This is a genomic window from Micromonospora sp. NPDC005413, assembly GCF_040606435.1.
Lineage (GTDB): Bacteria > Actinomycetota > Actinomycetes > Mycobacteriales > Micromonosporaceae > Micromonospora.
This window is the reverse complement of sequence record NZ_JBEXEV010000016.1, coordinates 99,846-120,543: the sequence shown is the minus strand read 5'-3', so window position 1 is coordinate 120,543 and position 20,698 is coordinate 99,846. Positions and strand designations below refer to the sequence as shown.

Here is a 20,698-nt window from a genome sequence, read left to right as displayed (position 1 = left end):
AGTTCAGTCTTGTGCTCTTCGGATCTCCCCCGCTCCCCGCTCCCCGCTCCCCGCTCCCCGCTCCCCGCTCCCCGCTCCCCGCTCCCCGCTCCCCGCTCCCCGCTCCCCGCGATCTTGCACTTTGTGTCGACGAAGTGCCGCTTTTGTGGCAATAGTCGAGGCAGAAAGTGCAAGATCGACGAGCGCTGAGGGGTGGGGGGTGGGGGTGGGGGTGGGGTGGGGGCCGTTCTTGAGGGGGGAGGGTCGCGGGGTTAGGAGAGGGCTGTGCGGATGGTGCTGGTGATGTAGGTGGGGCGCTGGTAGAGGTCACGGTCGGTGAAGTAGCGCATGCGCCAGCCGTTCGCGTCGAGCCAGTTGATGCGCTCCCGGTCGCGCCGAAGCCGATCACGGTCCAGGTGAGACGACCCGTCGTACTCGATGCCGACCCGGCGCTCTCGGTAGCCCAGGTCCAGCCGGTACAGGCGGATGCCGTGGCGGTCGTGCACCCACAGTTGCGGCTCCGGCGGAGGCAGTCGGCCGTCGATCAAAATCAGTCGGAGCTGGCTCTCCTGCCGGCACTCGGCCCGACCGTCCGCCAACGGCACGAGTTCGCGCACCTGCCGGACGCCGCGCAGGGCGCCATGGGCAGACACCTCCTCCAGCAAAGCGTCCTGTGTCACCGAGCCTGTCCGCAGTGCCGCGTCGAGCACGGGCAGGGCGTCCAGTCGCCGGACGGCGCGTGCAAGATCCACCGCGCAACGGGCCGCCGGGACGCAGGGCACGCCACCGACGAGCATCGGAAGCACGGGAAGAATCGAGTGGTGTACGACCACCCCGGGGAGCCGAGGCTTCGGTATCGAGGCGGGCAACTGGATGTGGACCACGTCCTCACGCAACACGCCGAAGCCGTGCCGCCGCGCCGCGCTCTGCCTGGTCAGCATGGCCTCCCCGGGCAGACGAAGCAGCAGTGCACGTAGCTCGTCCCCGTCACTGCAGGGCTGGTCGGCGTAGACGCCTCGGCGCACCCGCAGTAGTTCCTCTCGAGCGAGGCGGGTGCGAATCCGCCGCACCGTTAGAGCTCGCATTAGCGCATCCGTACGCCACATCTGGGTAGCCACGCCGCCAGCCTGACCAACCCCACCGCCCTACAGGACCCCGAAACAGAGCCCTGTGGACAACCCCTCCCCCTGTGGACAACGCCCATAGCCCCACCCTTTCTGCTAGCCCACCCCCAACCGCCCCGCGATCTTGCACTTCCTGTCGCCGAATCGCCCCGAAGGTGCGAAATGCCGGGGCAGAAACTGCAAGATCGACGGGGCGAGGGGGCGTGACGGGGCGAGCGGTGGGGTGGGGGGTGGGGGGTGGGGGGTGGGGCGTGGGGGGTGGGGTTAGTCGCAGGCGGTGCCGTCGCCGTCGCGGTCCAGGTCGTAGATGTCGTCGCCGATCACCCTGATGGGTCCACTGACGTAGGCGGGGCCGTTACCACTGCCGCCCGCACAGTCGACGTCGCTGGCGATCGGAACGCAGCCGCTGTAGTTGGAGTCGCATTTCGATGACTGCGCCTTCTTGGTGCCGACGGCGACGACCTGAGTCACCGCCTGCTTCGTCACGACGGACTTGACGAGCTTCTTGGCCGTCCGCACCCCGTCCGTGGTGGTCACCTCGTACGTCAGCGTCCGTACACCGTTCACGCCCTTGGTCCGGACGACCCGCTTGCCTTCGGCCAGGGACGAGTCCTTGACGGTCCGCTCGCCGTACCGGATCGCGGTCTGCTCGGTCTCGGTTGTCACCTGCACCACGGGTGCGGCTGGGGGTGCGGCACTGGAGGGGCTCGGCGAGGCCGGCGGCGCAGTGGTGGGTGCGGCGACCGGGGACACCTCCTGGGCGGGAGTCTCCTCGGTCGGCTCGGCGGGTGCCGCCACGATGGGTTGCTGCGCCTCGGCCGCGGTGCCGGTACGGGTGGGCTCCGGCTCGCCGGTCAGCGCGCCGATGATCGCACCGCCCATGCAGCAGAGCAGCAGGATCGACAGGGCCACCGAGCCGAGGATCACGGCGACGCGGCGGCCCGGGCTGGCCCGGCGGAACCAGTTCGGGGCGGCGGGTGGTCGCGGCCCCGGGCCGAAGGACGGCGGGTACGGCGGCCCAGGATTCTGCGGTGGTTGCATCGTCACGGCGATGAGTGTCGTCGCAAACACTGCGTGCAATATCCCCCGTCGCGCTTGTCACCTGCACCTTTCGCTTCCCAGGACGGTTCGATGGGCGCTTTCTCTGGCGACGAGTCGGCACCTGCGGCGACCCTCCAGGGTGGCCGGGCAGGGCCGATCGGCGGCTGCCATCGGCCTAGGAAAGCCGCGAATCCCCGCGCATCCCCGCGCATCCCCGCGCATCGCGTCATCTCATAGTCGATCCTCAGGGGGCGACGATCGATGTGTCGAGATGTCGTCAGCTGGCGGGGCTCAACGCTCCTCCATCCCCCAGGGCGAGCCGTAACCGCTCAGCAGGTCGAGGAAGGGCATCGGGGGCAGCGCCTCCGGCCCGAGCACCCCGACACCGGCCCACGCGCCGGTGGCGAGCAGCTCCAACGCGACGACCGGGTTGACGGCGGTCTGCCAGACCACCGCCTGGTGCCCGTACTCCCGCATCGACCACTCGTTGTCGACCACGTGGTACAGGTAGACCTCCCGGGGCTGCCCGTCCGGGCCGAGGCCGCGCACCCAGGTGCCGGCGCAGGTCTTGCCGCGCATCCGCTCGCCGAGCGTGGCGGGGTCGGGCAGGCTGGCGGCCACCACATCGCGCGGGGACACCTCGACACCGCGTACCCGCACCGGGGAAACCGCGTCCAGGCCGAGCTTGTGCAGCGTCTTGAGCACCTCGATGAACTCGTCGCCGAGGCCGTACTTGAAGGTGACCCGCCTGGCCTTGACCCAGCGCGGGATGAGCAGCACCTCCTCGTGCTCGACGTTGACGCACTCGACCGGGCCGATGCCCTCCGGGAAGTGGAAGACCTCCGGCTCGGAGAACGGCTCGGTGGTGAACCAGCCCTGGTCCTTCTCCCAGACCACCGGCGGGTTGAGGCACTCCTCGATGGTGGTCCAGATGGAGAACGAGGGCGCGAAGTCGTAGCCCTCGACGGTGAGGTTCGCACCGTCCCGGACGCCGATCTCGTCGATCTCGCTGAAGAGTTCGTCGGCGGCGTAGCGGGCGAACACGTCGGACAGGCCGGGTTCGACGCCGATGCCGCACAGCGCCAGCCGACCGGCCGCCGACCATGCGTCGGCCAGGGCGAACTGCTCGTCGCCGAGCATCACCCCGGTCTCGGCGTATGGGCGGGACGGGTGTGGGTGCGACAACGACATCGCCATGTCGAGGTAGTCCGCACCGGCCGCGAACGCACCGTTGAAGATCGGCATGACGAAGCGTGGGTCGACGGCGTTGAGCACGTGGGTGATCCGGTGCTCCTGGCACAGCGCGGTGACCGCGTCGGCCGAGGACGCGTCGACCTGGGCTGCGACGAAACGGTCGCCGTGCCCGGCGACCGCGCGCTCGGCGCGGGCGACGTCGTGGTCGGCCACCACCATGGTCTCGAAGAAGGATCGTCGGGCGGCGATGGCTACGGCGGCGGAGCCGACGCCACCGGCGCCGACGAGCAGGACACGCATCAGGAATCAAACCCCAAACCGAAACGATCGAGAGTACGGAGCCAGAGGTCGCGCCGGCCCTCGCGCGCGTCGGCGCGGGCCAGTGACCAGCGGGTGAGGTTGATGCCGATCGCGCGAACGGGTTCCGGCGGGAACGGCAGCGGTTTGCTGCGGACGAGGTCGAGCCGGGTCAGCGGGGTGTCCGCACCGGCCAACAGGTCGAGCAGGACCCGGGCGCCGAAGCGGGTCGCCCCGACACCGAGGCCGGTGTAGCCGGCGGCGTACGCGAGCCGACCGCCGTACGCGGTGCCGAAGAACGGGCAGAACCGGGTGCAGGTGTCGATGACGCCGCCCCAGCGGTGGCTGAAGCGCACGCCGGCGAGCTGCGGAAACGTGGTGAAGAAGTGCTCGGCGAGGGCGGTGAAGGTGGCCGGCCGTTGTTCCAGCTCCGGCGCGACCCGGTTGCCGTAGTGGTAGACCGCGTCGTAGCCGCCGAAGAGGATCCGCCCGTCGGACGTGATCCGGTAGTAGTGGAACTGGTTGCCGGTGTCGGCCAACCCCTGCCGGTTCCGCCAACCGATCGCGTCCCGCTGGGCCGGGGTGAGCGGCTCGGTCATCAACACGTGGTCGTAGACCGGCACCAGATACGCGCGCAGGCGGCGCAGCAGGGGCGGGAACGCGTTGGTGGCCAGGACGACCCGTCGGGCACGCACCGACCCGGGCCGACCGGCGGGCGTCGCGCGAACCCGGCCAGGGTCTGCCGTGGAGTCGGCGGGATCGGTGCCAAGGGTGCTGGCGTGCAGCGCGGCACCGTCGGCGCGCAACCCGGTGACCCGGGTGTGCTCGTGCACGCGTACGCCGAGGTCGAGGCAGGCACGGCGCAGCCCCCAGGCCAGCTTCGCCGGGTCCACCATGACCACCCGGCCGGGGTCGAACATCCCACCCAGGTACGTCGGCGAGTTCACCTCGGCACGCACCTCGTCCCGGTCGAGCAGCCGCACCTGGTGGCCGTACCGGCGGGCCAGTTCCGCGTCGGCGGCCAGCCCGTCGAGTTGGTACGGCTCGACGGCGACGGCCAACTCACCGGTGCGCTCGAAGTCGCAGTCGATGTCGTGGTGCGCGACAGTGGCGGCGATGGCGTCCAGGTTCTCCCGGCCGAGGCGTTCCAGCTCAGCGACCTCGCCGGGGAACCGGTCGACCCCGTTGGCGAGCCCGTGGGTGAGCGAGGCGGCGCAGAACCCGCCGTTGCGCCCGGATGCGGCCCAACCGCAGGTCCCGGCATCGACCAGCAGCACGTCACGGTCGGGGTCGGCCTGCTTGGCCAGCAGGGCGGCCCACAACCCGCTGTAGCCGCCGCCGATCACCAGCAGATCGGCGGTCTGCTGGCCAACCAGTGGCGGCAGCGGATCGGGGCGGTCGGGGCGGTCCAGCCAGTAGGGCACGGGTGCCGCGTCGGCGAGCGCCCTGCCGGTATGCGGGAGGGTCATGACGGTAGACCTGTCGGACGACCCTGAGCCCGACCCGCATCCGGGGTGGTCATGACGACTGGCGCGCTTGACGCGCCGGACCAAGCCGCAGCGCGGCACGACGGGCCCGCCGACCACGCAGCGAGCTGAGCCCGACGAGGAGCAGGGCGATCGCGAACATCGCGGTGCCGATGACGTTGACCTGCGGTGGGATGCCCCGCTGGGCAGCGCCCCAGACGTACATCGGGAACGTGACAGTGGTGCCGGCGTTGAAGTTCGTGATGATGAAGTCGTCGAAGCTCAGCGAGAAGGCCAGCAGCGCGGCGGCCACGATGCCGGGCAGCACCAGTGGCAGGGTGATCCGCCGGAAGGTCTGCCACTCGCTGGCGTAGAGGTCCATGGCGGCCTCCTCCAGCCGCCGATCCATTCCGGCCAGCCGCGCCTTGACGGTGACCACCACGAACGAGACGCAGAACATCACGTGCGCGATCACGATGGTCCAGAAGCCCTGCGGCACCCCGGCGGAGACGAAGAGGGCCAGCAGCGACGTGCCCATCACCAGCTCCGGGGTGGCCATCGGCAGGAAGATCAGCACGTTGATGCCGGACCGGCCACGGAAGCGGTGCCGGACCAGCGCGAACGCCATCAGGGTGCCGAGCACCGTGGCGACCACGGTGGCGATGAAACCGATCTGCACGCTCCGGACGACCGCGTCGCACATGTCCGAGGTGGCGCACGGCTGACGCCAGTTGTCGAGGGTGAACTCGTTGAAGTCGTACGACAGCCGGCTCGACGGCCGGTTGAAGGACAGCCCGGCCACCACGAGGATCGGCAGCGCCAGGTAGCCGAGCACCAGCAGCGCCACGATCATCACCCAGCGGTCGGCCAGCCAGCGGGAGATACGCATTACAGAACCTCCTCCGTGCCGGCCCTGCGCAGATAGCCGAAGACCACCGCGAGGATCGCCGCCATCAGCAGGAACGACAGCGCGGCGCCCTGCGGGTAGTCCAGCCGGACCAGGAACGCCGAGTCGATGACGTTGCCGATCATGTACTCGTTCGGGGTGCCGAGCAGCTCGGCGTTGATGTAGTCACCGCTGGCCGGAATGAAGAACAGCAGCGTGCCGGCGACCAGGCCGGGCATGGACAGCGGCAGGGTCACCCGGCGAAACGCCTGCACCGGGCTGGAGTAGAGGTCACTCGCCGCCTCCAGCAGCCGGTAGTCCAGCCGCTCCAAACTCGCGTACAGGGGCAGCACCAGGAACGGCAGGAAGTTGTACGTCAGGCCGAGCACCACCGCGAACGGGGTGGCCAGCAGCCGGCCGTCCGGGGCGAGCAGGTGCACGTCGCGCAGCAGACCGACCAGCGCGCCGTTGTCCGACAGGATGGTCTTCCAGGCCAGCGTGCGGACCAGGAAGCTGGTGAACATCGGCGCGACGACGCAGACCAGCAGCAGGTTCTTCCACCGGCCAGCCTTCTGCGCAATCGCGTACGCCAACGGGTAGCCCAGCAGCAGCGCCAGCACCAGGGCCAGGCCCGCGTAGCCGAACGAGCGCAGGAACTGCGGCCAGTACGCCTGCAGCACGTCCGGGTAGTTGCTGAACGCCCAGGTCATCGCGTACCCGGTGGAGAGCGAGCCGCTCGGGTCGTAGAGGCTGGCCGAGCCGAGCTGGATCAGCGGCACACCGAAGAAGATCAGCAGCCAGGCCGCGCCGGGCAACAACAGCAGGTACGGCAGGAGCCGGTGCCGCCCGGACCGGGCTGCCGGTGGCGCGGGCGACGGTTGCCCCGACCCGGTGGGCACCTGGGCCAGGAGGGTCACGACGACGCACCCACCGGCTCGTCGAGCACCGGCGACGTCCGGTCGGTGTCGGTGGCGTCCCGGGGCAGCAGGAACGCGTACCGCGGATCCCAGTACGCCACCGCCTCACTGCCGACCGGCACCTGCCCCGACGTTCCGCTGTTGGCCGCAAAGACCGACAGCTCGGTGCCCCAGCCGGTGCGCAGCAGGTACTGCGTGCTGACCCCCACGTAGGAGGCGTCGGTGACCACCCCGGTGACGTGCTGATGCCCCGCGGGCACCTGGTCGGCGGAGCCGACCAGATGGAGCTTCTCCGGGCGTACCCCCAGGTGGACCGGACCCTGGTCGGCCCGGGCGCGGCCGGCGGGCACCGAGAAGCGCGCACCGTGCGCCGTCACCGCGACCTCGCCGCCGCCGGTGCCGGCGGCTTCGCCGGCGAGCAGGTTGGACTGGCCGAGGAAGTTCGCCACGAACGCGGTGGCGGGGAACTCGTAGATGTCGGCCGGGGCACCGAGTTGCTCGATCCGACCCGCGTTCATCACCGCGACGGTGTCGGCCATGGTCATGGCCTCCTCCTGGTCGTGGGTGACGTGCACGAAGGTGATGCCGACCTCGGTCTGGATCCGCTTCAGCTCGATCTGCATCTGCCGGCGCAGCTTCAGGTCGAGCGCGCCCAGCGGCTCGTCGAGCAGCAGCACCTGCGGCTGGTTGATCAGGGCACGGGCCAGCGCGACCCGTTGCTGCTGGCCGCCGGAGAGCTGGGCGGGGCGGCGGTTGCCGAACCCGTCGAGTTGCACCAGCGACAGCATCCGCAGCACCTCGTCGTCGACCGAGCGGATGCCGCGTCGACGCAGCCCGAAGGCCACGTTCTCGAAGATGGTGAGGTGCGGGAAGAGCGCGTAGCTCTGGAACACGGTGTTGACCGGTCGCTTGTACGGCCGCAGTCGGGCGATGTCCCGGTCGCCGAGCAGCACCTGCCCGCTGGTCGGCTCCTCCAGCCCGGCGATCATGCGCAGCGTGGTGGTCTTGCCGCAGCCGGACGCGCCGAGCAGCGCGAAGAACGAGCCCTGCGGGACGGTCAGGCTGAGGTCGTCGACGGCGGTGAAGATGCCGAACCGCTTGGTGAGGTTGGCCAGGCGCAGGTCGCCGGCGGGAGTCTCGCGTGCCATCCCCGTCACGCTCCGATGACCTGCTGGAACTTGCCCTCGTACTCCTTCTCCTGCTTTTCGTCCAGGGCCATGAACACCTTGGACTTCGACAGCAGCGCCTCATCGGGGAAGATCAGCGGGTTGGCGGCCAACTCCGGGTCGATCTTCTCCATCTCGGCCTGAGCGCCCTTGACCGGGCAGATGTAGTTGACGTACGCGGCGAGCTTCGCGGCGACCGCCGGCTCGTAGTAGTAGTTGATGAGCTGCTCGGCGTTCGCCTTGTGGGTGGCCTTGTTGGGGACCATCATGTTGTCGCTGTAGAGCATCACGCCGGAGTCGGGCGCCACGAACTGCACCTTTTCGTCCTCACCGGACAGTTGGATGATATCGCCGGACCAGCCGATGCACGCGGCGATGTCGCCCTTGGCCAGGTCGGGTGCGTAGTCGTTGCCGGTGAACTTGCGGATCTGCCCGGAGTCGACGGCCTTCTTGAGCTTGTTGAGCGCGTCGTCGAACTGCGCGGTCGTGAAGTTGGCCGGGTCGTGCCCGTTGGAACCGAGCAGCAGGCCCATGGTGTCGCGCATCTCGCTGAGTGCGGTCACCTTGCCCTTGAGGTCGGGGCGGGTGAGCAGCTCGTCGACCGTCCGCAGTTCCTTCGTGACATTGCCGTTGTACGCCAACCCGGCCAGGCCGGACTGCCACGGAATCGAGATCCGGTTCTCGGTGTCGAAGGGCCGGTTGAGCAGCGACGGAAGCAGGTTGGCCTGCACGTTCGGAATCTTCGTCGGGTCGAGCTTCTGGATCCAGCCGAGTCGGATCATCCGGGCTGCCATCCAGTCGGTCAGCACGATGATGTCCCGGTCGGTGCTCTGGCAGGCGGCGAGCTGGTTCTGCACCTTGCCGAAGAACTCGTTGTTGTCGTTGATGTCCTCGGTGTAGGTGACCTGAATGCCGTTCTTCGTGATGAACTCGTCCAGGCTGGGTCGCTTGGACTCGTCCTTCTCGTCCACGTCCATGTATTGCGGCCAGTTGGAGAAAGCAAGCTTCTTCTCGGACCCGGAAAGGTCCTCGCTGACGCAGCCGGCCTCGGTCTGCTGGGCGCCCTTGGTGCCGCAGCCCGCGAGGCTGCCGCCCATGGTGAGCAGGGCGGCCGAACCGAAAGTGCCGGTGAGCAGTCCACGCCGGGAGAGGGGCCGGAGGGGAGTACGCATGACGACTCCTAAGGGGTCATCGTCGGCGGGCGGGACGGGGGGAGGCGCGCCGGCGGAGGGATCGGGAGGTTCAGGTGCCATGGACGACTGATCCTGACATGAGGTGACCTCCCTTACAAGGGATTCCGTTGCGGGAATAGCGATGCACGACGAAATACGCCAGACTACGCGGGGATACACGCGCGACATCACGATTCGGGACATGGGGAGCGGACGATGACGAACCGGCAGCACGAGAACAGCAATGGCGGTCGACGCGTCGCTGTCCGTGAAGGTGCCAATCACGCTCTGCTGGATGACGTGGCCAAGCAGATCATCGAACAACTCCAGGAAGACGGCCGCCGCCCGTACGCCACGATCGGCAAGGCGGTCGGGCTCTCCGAGGCGGCAGTCCGCCAGCGGGTGCAACGGCTGCTCGACTCCGGCGTGATGCAGATCGTCGCCGTGACCGACCCGCTCCAGCTCGGCTTCCCCCGGCAGGCGATGATCGGCCTGCGCACCGACGGTGACCTGGAGGCGGTGGCGGACCGGCTGGCCGAGCTGGATGAGGTCGACTACGTGGTGATCACCGCTGGGTCGTTCGACCTGCTCACCGAGGTGGTCTGCCGCAACGACGACCACCTGCTGGAGATCCTGCAACGCCTGCGCACGGTGCCAGGCGTGCTCTCCACCGAGGCGTTCGTCTACCTCAAGCTACGCAAGCAGACCTACACCTGGGGTACGGCCTGACGGGCGCCCATCCCGCGCCGACCCGCCAGGTTGATCCACTCGACATCCCCGATATCGCGGTATCAACCCCGGCCCGACACCCCAACATCGGCGATATGGAGTGGATCTAGCGACCGGCCACGCAAACCGCCAGTGCGGAATCCGTTGCATCTTCGATACTGGTGCGCTAAATCCGTCGCAGCGAAGCCCGAACACCGCCGATACCACTTGCCTCGGAGCCCGGAACTGTGCGATAACCGTGGGCAGAGCGGCCGGCCTCACCCCTTTGACCGGCCCGACGACCGATGGGGCTGACATGGCCAACGCCACCGACCATCTCTGGATGCACTTCACCCGGATGGCGAGCTACTCCGACGGTGAGGTGCCGACCATCGTGCGCGGCGAGGGCGCGTACGTGTGGGACGCGCAGGGTCGCCGCTATCTGGACGGGCTCGCCGGGCTCTTCGTGGTCAACGCCGGCCACGGCCGCACCGAGCTGGCCGAGGCCGCCGCCAAGCAGGCCGGCGAGTTGGCCTACTTCCCGCTCTGGTCGTACGCCCACCCGAAGGCCGTCGAGCTGGCCGAGAAGATCGCTGGCCTCACCCCCGGCGATCTCAACCGGGTCTTTTTCACGACCGGCGGTTCCGAGGCGGTCGAGGCGGCGTGGAAGCTGGCCCGGGCGTACTTCAAGCGCACCGGCCAGCCCAACAAGTACAAGGTGATCAGCCGGTACATCGCCTACCACGGCACCTCGATGGGCGCGTTGTCGATCACCGGCCTGCCCGGCATCAAGAGCGACTTCGAGCCGCTGGTGCCCGGCGCGATCAAGGTGCCGAACACCAACTTCTACCGGGCGCAGGAGCACGGCGACGACCCCGAGGCGTTCGGCCGCTGGGCCGCCGACGAGATCGGCCGCGCCATCGAGCGGGAGGGGCCGGACACGGTCGCCGCGGTCTTCCTGGAGCCGGTGCAGAACTCCGGCGGATGCTTCCCACCCCCGCCCGGCTACTTCGAGCGGGTCCGGGAGATCTGCGACGCGTACGACGTGCTGCTCGTCTCCGACGAGGTGATCTGCTCCTGGGGCCGACTGGGCGAATACTTCGGCGCCGTGCGCTACGGCTACCAGCCGGACATCATCACCACCGCCAAGGGCATCACCTCCGGGTACGCGCCGCTCGGCGCGATGATCGCCAGCGACCGGCTGATGGAGCCGTTCCTCACCGAGACCGGCATGTTCGCCCACGGGGTGACCTTCGGCGGTCACCCGGTCTCCTGTGCGGTGGCCCTGGCCAACCTGGAGGTCTTCGCCCGCGAAGACCTGGTCGGGCACGTACGCGCCAACGAGGACGCCTTCCGGTCCACCCTGGAGAAGCTGTACGACCTGCCGATCGTCGGCGACGTCCGCGGCGACGGCTACTTCTACGGCATCGAGCTGGTCAAGGACAAGACGACCCGGGAGACCTTCGACGAGGCCGAGTCGGAGCGTCTGCTGCGCGGCTTCCTCTCCACCGCGCTGTTCCAGGCCGGCCTCTACTGCCGGGCCGACGACCGGGGCGATCCCGTCATTCAGCTCGCCCCACCACTGATCGCCGAGCAGCAGCACTTCGACGAGATCGAGCAGATCCTGCGCACGGTTCTCACCGAGGCATGGGCACGGCTCTGAGCGGCGACCCCGTCGGGCACTACCGGGAGCTGTCGTACTGGCTGTCCACGCTGGACGAGCCGCTGACCCCGCGTCCGTCACTGCCGGGCGACGCGGACGCCGACGTGGTGATCGTGGGTGCCGGCTACACCGGGCTGTGGACGGCGTACCACCTGGCCCGCGCCGACCCGGCGCTGCGGGTCATCGTGCTGGAGAGGGAGATCGCGGGGTACGGGGCATCCGGCCGCAACGGCGGCTGGTGCTCCGCGCTCTTCCCCACCTCGCTGACCGGGCTGGCCCGCCGGCACGGCCCGGACGCGGCGGTCGCCATGCAGAGGGCCCTGCACGGCACGGTCCGCGAGGTGGGCCGGGTCGTCACGGCGGAGGGCATCGACTGTGACTGGGCCGACGGCGGCACTGTCACCCTGGCCCGCACCGGCCCACAGCTCGCCCGGGCGCGGGCCGCCGTGGACGAGGCCCGCGCGTTCGGCTTCGGCGCGGAGCACCTGGCGCTGCTCGACGCCCGCGAGGCCGCCGACCGTTGCGGTGCCGAGGGGGTACGCGGGGGGACGTACACCCCGCACTGTGCTGCGGTGCACCCGGCGAAGCTGGTCCGCGGCCTGGCCCGGGCCGTGGAACGGCTCGGGGTGACGATCCACGAGCGCACCCCGGTCACGGCGATCCGGGCGGGCGCGGCGATCACCGCGGCTGGCACCGTACGGGCGCCGGTGGTGGTCCGGGCGACCGAGGGGTACACGCCCATGCTGCCCGGTCAGCGACGCGCCGTGGCACCGGTGTACTCGCTGATGGTGGCCACCGAGCCGCTGCCGGCGGAGACCTGGGCCAGGATCGGGCTGGCTCAGCGTGAGACGTTCTCCGACCACCGACACGTGATCATCTACGGGCAGCGCACCGCGGACGGCCGGTTGGCGTTCGGCGGGCGCGGTGCTCCGTACCATTTTGGGTCCCGGGTCTCCCCCGGCTACGACCACGAGCCACGGGTCTTCACCGCGCTGCGGCGGACCCTCGGTGAGCTCTTTCCGGTGCTCGGCCCGGACCTGCCAGTGACGCACGCCTGGGGCGGCCCGCTCGGGGTGACCCGGGACTGGGCGGCCTCGGTTGGCTTCGACCGGGCCAGCGGGCTGGCCTGGGCGGGCGGCTACGTCGGGGACGGTGTCGGCTCCAGCAACCTCGCTGGTCGCACCCTGGCCGACCTGATCCGTGGCGAGCGCACCGAGCTGACCACCCTGCCCTGGGTGAACCACCGTTCACCCCGCTGGGAACCCGAGCCCCTGCGCTGGCTGGCCGTGAACGCCGGCCTACGGGTGATGGCCTCCGCCGACGGGGCCGAATCCCGCACCAACCGCCCTTCCCGCCGAGCGGCCACCTTCTCGCGCTTCCTGGGCAACTGACCCCCGGGCGGCGGGGTCAGTGGTTCGGGGGGATGACGCGGAGGTGGCCCCGGCGGCCGGTGGAGTGGGACTGGTCGGGGTGGGACCGGTCGGGTGTGCCCTCCGGCGGCCTCGGGGCTGGGCGGGCGGCTTCGCGGACCGCCTCGGCCAGTGCGACCAGGTCGTCGGTGGTGGGCGGCGGCGGCTCGAACTCGCCCTCGTGCCGGACCACGTCCCAGCCACGCGGGGCGGTCAGGCTGCGGGCGTGCGGCTCACACAGGTCGTACGTGTGTGGCTCGGCGAACGCCGCGAGTGGACCCACGACCGCTGTCGACTCGTTGTAGACATAGGTCAATGTGGCGACCGCTTGCCGGGGGCAGCCGTTACGGGAGCAGCGCCGGGATGACCTCACGGCGGCAGGGTATCTCCATTACCGGGTCCAGCGCATCGCTTCGCGTTGCGACACGCCCGTCGTGGTGATCACACTTCGCCGTCCTGGGCGCGCCGCGCCACGGGAGCGGCGCTGCCGCTGGCGAGCCCGGCGCGGGCGCTACCCTTTGCCTCATGACGAGCCCGGAACACCGCCGCCCCGGCTCCGGCCGGCGTGCGCACCGTGACCGGCACGGGCGTGGCCTGCGCGGACGGCTGGTGCCGGCCACCGTGCCGCTGGCGCGGACCAAGGCCGAGGTCTTCGACGACCTGGTCCTGGACACCGTCGAGACGCTGGAGCGTCGGTTCGCCAAGGAGCTGGCAGGGGTCGAGTTCGCGGTCGAGGACGTCCCGCCGGACCTGAACGTCTACGACTCCGATGTGTTGGAGGACGGTGAGGTTCCGCTGGCCCGGCTGCTGCCCGGCCGCCCGGGCCGGCAGGAGGTGCCGCCGCGGATCGTGTTGTACCGGCGGCCCCTGGAGTTCCGGGCGATGGACCGTGAGGACCTCGCCGATCTCGTGCATGACGTGATCATCGAACAGGTGGCGAACCTTCTCGGGGTCGATCCCGACGAGCTCGCCTGAGCCAAGCCCCGTGCGCGGGCGAGTCGGGCGGCCCCCACCGCCCCGACCTCGCACCGCTCAGGCAACCCGCCGCTTCAACTTGCGCCGCTCCCGCTCCGAGAGCCCTCCCCAGATGCCGAACCGCTCGTCGTGACCCAGAGCGTATTCAAGGCATTCGGTCTTGACCTCGCAGCGCGAGCAGATTCGCTTCGCCTCGCGGGTCGAGCCGCCCTTCTCGGGAAAGAACGCCTCGGGGTCGGTCTGCGAGCACAACGCCCGCTCCTGCCACTCCGGCGCGTTTCCGAGCAGGTCGGCCACCTCAAGCTGGCCGTCCATCAAATGCCTCCTTGTCGCGCACCGGCGTCATCGCCGCTGCAACCCCCCACGCGAAAGGCGTGCTTGTCCGTCCGGTCCCGTTTTGTTGCGTTCCGTGCGAACAACCCCATTCAAATTACACGCGTGTAATGCGTGCGCCGTCAAGCCAAACTTGATAATGGAGTCGCCCTCCCGACACCCCCCGGCCGGCCACTCGGACCGTCCAGCCTCGCAACCTGCCCTATCGATTCAGACCCCGGCCGAGTAACGCCCTCTCCGGCGAGTTGCCCGACTTTTCTGCCGTGGCGCTCCCCCAGCAGGCCATCGACGCAGCCACGCCAGCCGCAGTCGCCGACCTCCCCTCCCGAAAGCTGATCTTGGTGGGGGACAGGTTAACGCGGCGCGGCGCAGACCGCCCGTCGAGCGACGAACAGCGTTCGCGCCCCGCCCACAATGTGGACGGGGCGCGACAAAAAACCGATGCGACGAGGTTAGGCTTTAGCCCCAAAACCCCTGCTCGACCAGGTGAACTCGGCTATCGATCCACCGTGGACAGACACTGTCCCGGCGGGCGTACTCTCGTCCCACCAGACGGTATATCTGCCACCGGGCAGATCGGGATAGACCGCACTGTGGAGCACACCATCCCGCACCCGGCGCTCCCGTACCGCCGAGTGGACCCGCCGGTCATCGCCCCGACTGATCTCAATTTCCCGGCCGTGCAAATCCCGGCCCGTGTAGACGATCAGGGCACCGGTGTCGCCACCGAGGTCGAGGACGACGCTCCCGGTCTCCGACGGCCCGTACGCGTGCTCGTGCATCCCTGCTCCCCCCGCGCCGGTCAGGACGCCGCCGGCGGGTTGTTGAACCCGTCGTACGGCGTACCAAGGTAGGGGAAGTTCCCGAGGAACGGTGCGGTCACGTCGGCGGCGCTCAACCCGGGGGTGACCGCGGCGGCAGCGGCGTCCGGTCGGAACGTCTTGTCCACCAGCGGGACGGTCACCCCGGCGATCGCCCGCAGCGCGATGCTGACCACATCGTCGCCGACCCGCCGCCCGTTCGGGAACCCGGCCAGGTCACCGCCGAGCACCCCGAACCGGTCCGGACTCCGGGTCGGCGGGATCGCGGTGTTCAGCCGCAGCATGTCGGCCTGGACGTCGCCGGTGGTGTTGGTGAAGCCGTCGATCAGCCCGGCCGGCACGCCGGTGAGCAGGATCGCCACCAGGTCGGCCCGGGGCTTCTTCGCCTTGGTGAGCCTGTCCAGATTGGGGAAGACGTTCGGGTAGAGCGCCGGCAGCAACGCGGCCAACTCCGGCTGCTCGACGAACTGCGCGAACCGCTTGTCCTCCGACGGCGGCAACGAATTCCACAGGTCCTTCTTGGACATCGGCACGATGACCTCGTTGAACAGCGGATTGCCCAGCCGAGAGACCTGGGTGAACGGGCCAGTGGCGGTGTCCGCCGCGCCCCGGTCGCCGAGCACCCGTACCTGCCGACGCGACGCCGACGTCCACACCCCGATCACCGACGCCCGGTCACCGACGCCGTACCGGTTGGCGCGGCGGCGCACCCGGTCCAGCGGCACCTGCACCGCGATGCTGTGCACGTTCATCCGGTCGGTGGCGTTGACCGGCTCCCCCTCGGCCTTGAAGATCTTCTTGCCGGCCACGTGCAACTGCTGGAACGGTCGCAGCGTGCCAAGGTCGAAGATCGCGCCCAGGTCGACGAAGAAGCCGTCCGCGCGCTGCCCGGCGAAGACCCGCTCACCGGTGGAGAGCGAGTACGTGGCCTGCCGGACCAGCTCGGCGTACTTCGGGGTGGACAGCGGGCCGACATTGCACGGTGGGCAGGGCAGCTTGTGTGCCAGCCGGTGCTCCCGGCCGTCGGCCACCCGGGTCAGGCTGTAGAACTGCCGCCGGTTCCAGTTCTCGCTGTCCAGCGAATCGATCGGGCCCGTGTTGTAGAGAAAACTGTTCGGATTGGTGATCTCAGTCGTGAATTCGAACCGGTAGGTGACATCCGGACGGCCGTCGCCGTCGTTGTCGATATGAATCTCGTAGCGCACGTCGTCGCCGAACTCGAAGAAATTCGGGCCCCCGGAGGGGAGCTGCAACGGCACGTAGTTGGCGATCAGCGTGACCGCACCGGGTTTGTCGGGGCTGACGAACGCGTACAGGTCGGAGCTGTCGGCGACCGGATCCTTGGCTATCTCCGGGGCCTCACGGTGGGAAGACATGGCGGACCAACCTCACTGGGCGGGGGCAGGATGACGGAGCGGAGTGTCGGGTCAGCGCCGGGCAGCGCGCCGCAGCCGGTCCGCCAGGCCACGGTCGCGTACCTCGATCCGGGCCTCACCGACGAAGACGTCCATCGTCCCGGAGGCGGCGTCACGCAGGTGCACGACGATCGGTTCGTCGGCTCGTCCGGCCGCGCCGGGGGCGTTCTGCGCGGCCGACAGGCCCGGCACGGTGAGCGCGGCGGCGCCGAGGGTGGCGCTGGCCGCGGCGGTCAACGTCTGTCGGCGGGTCAGTCGCGGCCAGGGCCGTTTCCGCTGATCACTGGTCATGGGCAACCTTTCCGGCGGCGGCGCGAACGCGCCCGCGGGGACGGACGGGTCCGGTGCCGTCAACCGACGCCGCCGGGCCCCTGAGGGGACACCGGCGGCGATCCTCGCCGCGACCGCCGCCGGCACCGCGTGGTACGGCCGGCAGCGGGGAAAGGTTCGACCTCAGGGCCGGGCGTGACCGTATGCGGTCGAACGCTTGCGCGCCGGACGCCCGGCCGCCGTCGCAATGGCCCGCAACTGCTCCTCGGTACGCGCCGAACCGTTGCCGGAGCCGGCCATCCGGGAGATGGTCTCCTCCATCAGCGTGCCGCCCAGGTCGTTGCAGCCGCCCTGGAGCATCGCCACCGTGCCCTCGTCACCCAGCTTCACCCAGGAGCACTGGATGTTGTCGATCCGGCCGTGCAACAGCAGCCGGGACATGGCGTGCACCACCCGGTTCTCCCGCCACGTCGGCCCCGGGCGGGCAATGCCGGCCAGATAGATCGGGGCGTTGGTGTGCACGAACGGCAGCGCCACGAACTCGGTGAAGCCTCCGGTGCGGTCCTGCACACCGGCCAGCACCCGGAAGTGCGCCAGCCACTGCCCGGGGTGGTCGACATGGCCGTACATCATCGTGGAGCTGGACCGGATGCCCAGCTCGTGGGCGGTGCTCACCACATCGACCCAGGCGGCGGCCGGGAGTTTGCCCTTGGTCAGCACCCAGCGCACGTCGTCGTCGAGGATTTCCGCGGCGGTCCCCGGGATGGTGTCCAGGCCCGCCTCACGCAGCTGGATCAGCCAGTCGCGCACCGGCACGCCCGCCTTCGCGGCAGCGGTGACGATCTCCATCGGGGAGAACGCGTGCACGTGCATCTCGGGCACCCGGGCCTTGATCCCGCGCACGATGTCGGCGTACCCGGTGACCGGCATCTTCGGGTCGATGCCGCCCTGGAGGCACACCTCGCTGGCACCGACCGCCCACGCCTCCTCGGCCCGGTCCGCGACCTGCTCAACGGAGAGCCGGTACGCGTCGGCGTCCCTCTCACGCTGGGCGAACGCGCAGAACCGGCAGCCCACGTAGCAGACGTTGCTGAAGTTGATGTTGCGGTTGACCACGTAGGTGACGTCATCGCCGACCGCGTCCCGGCGCACGTCGTCGGCGAGTCGGCACAACTGGTCGAGCGCCGGCCCGTCCGCGCCGAAGAGCGCCAGCGCGGCATCGGCGTGCCGGGGTTCCAGCAGCGCGGCCGGGTCGTCGGCGGCGAGCCGCAGCCCGGCCCGCAGATCCTGGTCGCCGGCGGGGGCGGTCGGCCCGGCGGTCACCTTCGTGGCCACCTCCGCCCAGTCCCCGTAGACGCTGTCGAAGTCGCCCCGCCGGTCGTCCGTCCGGCCGGTGGTGTCGATGGTGGTGTGCAGGTCGGTCCGCCCGCCGAACATCTCCTCCGGCTCCTGCCAGGGGCGGCCCTGCGGCATCGCCGACTCGACCGCCATCCCGGAGGTCGGGTCGGCCAGTGCGCTGACGTGCGGCAGCAACCGCGGGTCGAGCCACGGGTCACCGGCGCGCACGTACTCGGGGTAGATGGTCAACCGCTCGCGCAGGCTGAACCCGGCCAACTCGGTGTGCCGAGCCAGCTCCTCGATCTGTGGCCAGGGACGTTCCGGGTTGACGTGGTCCGGGGTGAGCGGGGAGACACCACCCCAGTCGTCGATGCCGGCGCGCAGCAGCAGGTCGTACTCGCCGGCGATGAGGTTCGGTGGGGCCTGGATCCGGGCCTTCGGGCCGAGCAGCAACCGGGCCACCGCCACCGTGGCGGCCAGATCGTGCAGCTCCGCGTCGGGCATTCCGCGCATCGCCGTGTCCGGCTTGGCGCGGAAGTTCTGCACGATCACCTCCTGGAGGTGGCCGTACTCCCGGTGCGCGCGGCGGATCGCGAAGAGCGCGTCCACCCGCTCCGCCGGGGTCTCCCCGATGCCGATCAGGATGCCGGTGGTGAACGGCACCCCGACCCGGCCCGCGTCCTCGAGCACCCGCAGCCGGACCGCCGGCTCCTTGTCCGGTGAGCCATAGTGCGGGCCGCCCGGCTCCGACCAGAGCCGGGTCGCCGTGGTCTCCAACATCATGCCCATGCTCGGCGCGACCGGCTTGAGCCGTTGCAGCTCCGACCAGGACAGCACCCCGGGATTGAGGTGCGGCAGCAGCCCGGTCTCCTCCAGCACCGCGACCGCGCAGGCACGCAGGTAGTCCAGGGTGGAGTCGTAGCCGCGCTCGTCCAACCAGCTCCGGGCCGCCGGCCAGCGCTCCTCCGGCCGGTCACCGAGGGTGAACAGGGCCTCCTTGCAGCCCTGCTCGGCACCCGCCCGGGCGATCGCCAGCACCTCGTCGCGGTCGAGGAACGGCGCCGGCAGCCGGTGCGGCACGGTGGCGAACGTGCAGTAGTGGCAGCGGTCCCGGCAGAGCCGGGTCAGCGGGATGAAGACCTTCTTGGAGTACGTGACCACGCCCGGCCGCCCCGCCTCACGCAGCCCGGCGTCGCGGACCCCACCGGCCACCCGCAGTAGCTCGTCGAGCGCGTCACCGCGAGCGGACAGCAGCGCGGTCGCCTCGTCGACGTCCAGAGCCCGCCCGGTCGCGGCCCGGCCCAGGGCCCGCCGCACGCTCGCGTCGCTCGGGCCGGAGTGGGTGCGATCAACCATCCGCTCAGCCTATGCGCTGCGCAATCCCGCCCCACCAACCCGGGCCCGAGGCCCCCTCAACTCGCCCTGTTGATCATGAAGTTATTGCCACGACACGCCGTGCCAACCGACAACAACTTCATGATCAACGGGGGCGGGCGGAGGTCTGGAGGGCTGGGGGGTGGGTGTTTGTTTAGCGGGGTTGGTCTGGGTTGTCGCCTGGCTTGATGTGCTGGGTGCGGTCGTTGTCCGCGTCGGCGGGGCGGGAGATCACCTCGGTCGGGTCGGCGGACTGGCGCGGGATGGCCTGTGTGGGGTCGGCCGACGGCGGCTGCCCGAACGGCGGCGCGGCCGGGGACGGCGGCGCTGACTGCGGTGCCGGGTTCACCGGGGGCGCGGACTGCGGCGCGGCCGGGAACGGCGATGCGGACTGCGGGAACGGCGGTGCCGACTGAGGGTGCGGCGGCGCGGACTGCGGGAACGGCGGCGCGGACTGCGGTGCCTGGAACGGCGGCGAGGGCTGGCCGTACTGGCCGGGGAACTGCGCCGGTGGGTAGCCGCCGGGCTGACCGGGAGTGGGCCACCCGCCTGCCGGCTGGCCACCGGGCTGCCCCGGGGCCTGCCAACCACCCTGCTGCTGCGGCCACCCCGGCTGGGGCTGGCCGTAGGCGCCCGGCTGGGGCTTGGGCCGCGGCACGTAGTAGTGGGCGCGCCAGATGGTGTAGACCACCCAGGCGGCGACCGCGAAGACCACCATCCAGGCGAACCGGGTGAGCACACCGAGCAGCGCGTCGAGCACCTCGGCCTCGGCCAGCCGGCCCACCGTCCAGATCAGCATGGTGAGCGTGCCGAACAGCGCGCTGACCGCGTACTCACCGAGAGCCACCTGGGTGATCAGCTTCGCCTTCGGCAGCACCGGCGAGATGTGGGTGGCCAGCAGCACCGCCAGCAGCGGCAGAGCCACCGCCTCCACCCCGATGAACGCGTAGAAGGCACTGCCCGCGCGGTCGGTGAACGAGCTGTAGTCGTTCGGGGCGATCAGCCGGAGCAGGCCCACGAAGAGGAACACGGCGTTGGCGCCGAGCAGCGCGAGCGCAGCGAGCTCGCGGAGTGGCTTGGTCAGCTGGCGGGCCTGCGTCGCGTCGGTGGACGCGGGCTCGGCGGGGCTGGTCACGAGCTCCCCCTCAGG

General features: G+C 70.2%; 19 protein-coding genes. 4 read left to right on the top strand and 15 right to left on the bottom strand.

Going from position 1 to position 20,698, the window contains the following annotated elements; genetic code table 11:
* Positions 1 to 251: 251 nt before the first annotated feature.
* From ABZS37_RS18840 to ABZS37_RS18805, 8 genes are all read right to left on the bottom strand, one after another.
* Positions 252 to 1,064: a DUF559 domain-containing protein gene (locus ABZS37_RS18840; protein ID WP_355170501.1), complete on the bottom strand. Its 813-nt coding sequence runs from the start codon at positions 1,062 to 1,064 to the stop codon at positions 252 to 254.
* Between the two features lie 303 nt (positions 1,065 to 1,367).
* Complete coding sequence (locus ABZS37_RS18835; protein ID WP_355170515.1) at positions 1,368 to 2,144, bottom strand: G5 domain-containing protein; 777 nt, start codon at positions 2,142 to 2,144, stop codon at positions 1,368 to 1,370.
* A 291-nt stretch (positions 2,145 to 2,435) separates the two neighbouring features.
* Entirely contained in the window at positions 2,436 to 3,638 is a 1,203-nt protein-coding gene (locus ABZS37_RS18830; RefSeq protein WP_355170499.1) for a saccharopine dehydrogenase C-terminal domain-containing protein, read from the bottom strand.
* Positions 3,638 to 5,104: an FAD-dependent oxidoreductase gene (locus ABZS37_RS18825; RefSeq protein ID WP_355170497.1), complete on the bottom strand. Its 1,467-nt coding sequence runs from the start codon at positions 5,102 to 5,104 to the stop codon at positions 3,638 to 3,640. Before ABZS37_RS18825 ends, ABZS37_RS18830 begins: the two co-directional genes overlap by 1 nt.
* A gap of 49 nt (positions 5,105 to 5,153) precedes the next feature.
* Entirely contained in the window at positions 5,154 to 5,990 is an 837-nt protein-coding gene (locus tag ABZS37_RS18820) for an ABC transporter permease (protein WP_355170495.1), read from the bottom strand.
* Positions 5,990 to 6,904, bottom strand: coding sequence for an ABC transporter permease (locus tag ABZS37_RS18815; RefSeq protein WP_355170493.1), 915 nt, complete (start codon positions 6,902 to 6,904; stop codon positions 5,990 to 5,992). Before ABZS37_RS18815 ends, ABZS37_RS18820 begins: the two co-directional genes overlap by 1 nt.
* On the bottom strand, positions 6,901 to 8,052 hold the full coding sequence (locus ABZS37_RS18810) for an ABC transporter ATP-binding protein (RefSeq protein ID WP_355170491.1): 1,152 nt from the start codon (positions 8,050 to 8,052) through the stop codon (positions 6,901 to 6,903). The genes ABZS37_RS18815 and ABZS37_RS18810 overlap by 4 nt, the downstream gene beginning before the upstream one ends.
* A gap of 5 nt (positions 8,053 to 8,057) precedes the next feature.
* Positions 8,058 to 9,242, bottom strand: a complete 1,185-nt coding sequence (locus ABZS37_RS18805; protein WP_355170489.1) for a spermidine/putrescine ABC transporter substrate-binding protein — start codon at positions 9,240 to 9,242, stop codon at positions 8,058 to 8,060.
* Between the two features lie 216 nt (positions 9,243 to 9,458).
* Here ABZS37_RS18805 and ABZS37_RS18800 point away from each other — a divergent pair, with 216 nt between their 5' ends.
* From ABZS37_RS18800 to ABZS37_RS18790, 3 genes are all read left to right on the top strand, one after another.
* Positions 9,459 to 9,971 (top strand): Lrp/AsnC family transcriptional regulator, encoded by a 513-nt coding sequence (locus tag ABZS37_RS18800; protein ID WP_355170487.1) that lies wholly within the window; start codon positions 9,459 to 9,461, stop codon positions 9,969 to 9,971.
* A gap of 295 nt (positions 9,972 to 10,266) precedes the next feature.
* Entirely contained in the window at positions 10,267 to 11,613 is a 1,347-nt protein-coding gene (locus ABZS37_RS18795) for an aspartate aminotransferase family protein (RefSeq protein WP_355170485.1), read from the top strand.
* Positions 11,598 to 13,004, top strand: a complete 1,407-nt coding sequence (locus tag ABZS37_RS18790) for an FAD-dependent oxidoreductase (RefSeq protein WP_355170483.1) — start codon at positions 11,598 to 11,600, stop codon at positions 13,002 to 13,004. The genes ABZS37_RS18795 and ABZS37_RS18790 overlap by 16 nt, the downstream gene beginning before the upstream one ends.
* A 16-nt stretch (positions 13,005 to 13,020) precedes the next feature.
* Here the strand turns inward: ABZS37_RS18790 and ABZS37_RS18785 are convergent, their stop codons facing one another.
* Positions 13,021 to 13,395: a DUF3499 domain-containing protein gene (locus ABZS37_RS18785; RefSeq protein ID WP_354995685.1), complete on the bottom strand. Its 375-nt coding sequence runs from the start codon at positions 13,393 to 13,395 to the stop codon at positions 13,021 to 13,023.
* A gap of 152 nt (positions 13,396 to 13,547) precedes the next feature.
* On the opposite strand from ABZS37_RS18785, the gene ABZS37_RS18780 reads away from it, so the two are divergent.
* Positions 13,548 to 13,997 carry a metallopeptidase family protein gene (locus ABZS37_RS18780; RefSeq protein WP_074316962.1) on the top strand — a complete coding sequence of 150 codons (450 nt, stop codon included), beginning with the start codon at positions 13,548 to 13,550 and terminating at the stop codon, positions 13,995 to 13,997.
* A gap of 57 nt (positions 13,998 to 14,054) precedes the next feature.
* On the opposite strand, the gene ABZS37_RS18775 is transcribed toward ABZS37_RS18780, so the two are convergent.
* The 6 genes from ABZS37_RS18775 to ABZS37_RS18750 form a co-directional block, all read right to left on the bottom strand.
* Entirely contained in the window at positions 14,055 to 14,312 is a 258-nt protein-coding gene (locus tag ABZS37_RS18775; RefSeq protein ID WP_088980572.1) for a WhiB family transcriptional regulator, read from the bottom strand.
* A gap of 470 nt (positions 14,313 to 14,782) precedes the next feature.
* A complete protein-coding gene (locus tag ABZS37_RS18770; RefSeq protein ID WP_355170481.1) occupies positions 14,783 to 15,112 on the bottom strand; it encodes a phospholipase in 330 nt (109 codons plus the stop codon).
* Positions 15,113 to 15,132: 20 nt separating this feature from the next.
* Positions 15,133 to 16,527, bottom strand: coding sequence for a DUF4331 domain-containing protein (locus tag ABZS37_RS18765; RefSeq protein WP_355170479.1), 1,395 nt, complete (start codon positions 16,525 to 16,527; stop codon positions 15,133 to 15,135).
* A 51-nt stretch (positions 16,528 to 16,578) separates the two neighbouring features.
* Positions 16,579 to 16,857, bottom strand: a complete 279-nt coding sequence (locus ABZS37_RS18760; RefSeq protein WP_355170477.1) for a hypothetical protein — start codon at positions 16,855 to 16,857, stop codon at positions 16,579 to 16,581.
* A 162-nt stretch (positions 16,858 to 17,019) separates the two neighbouring features.
* Complete coding sequence (locus tag ABZS37_RS18755; protein WP_355170475.1) at positions 17,020 to 19,530, bottom strand: bifunctional FO biosynthesis protein CofGH; 2,511 nt, start codon at positions 19,528 to 19,530, stop codon at positions 17,020 to 17,022.
* A 172-nt stretch (positions 19,531 to 19,702) separates the two neighbouring features.
* Positions 19,703 to 20,683, bottom strand: a complete 981-nt coding sequence (locus tag ABZS37_RS18750) for a hypothetical protein (RefSeq protein WP_355170473.1) — start codon at positions 20,681 to 20,683, stop codon at positions 19,703 to 19,705.
* Positions 20,684 to 20,698 lie beyond the last annotated feature (15 nt).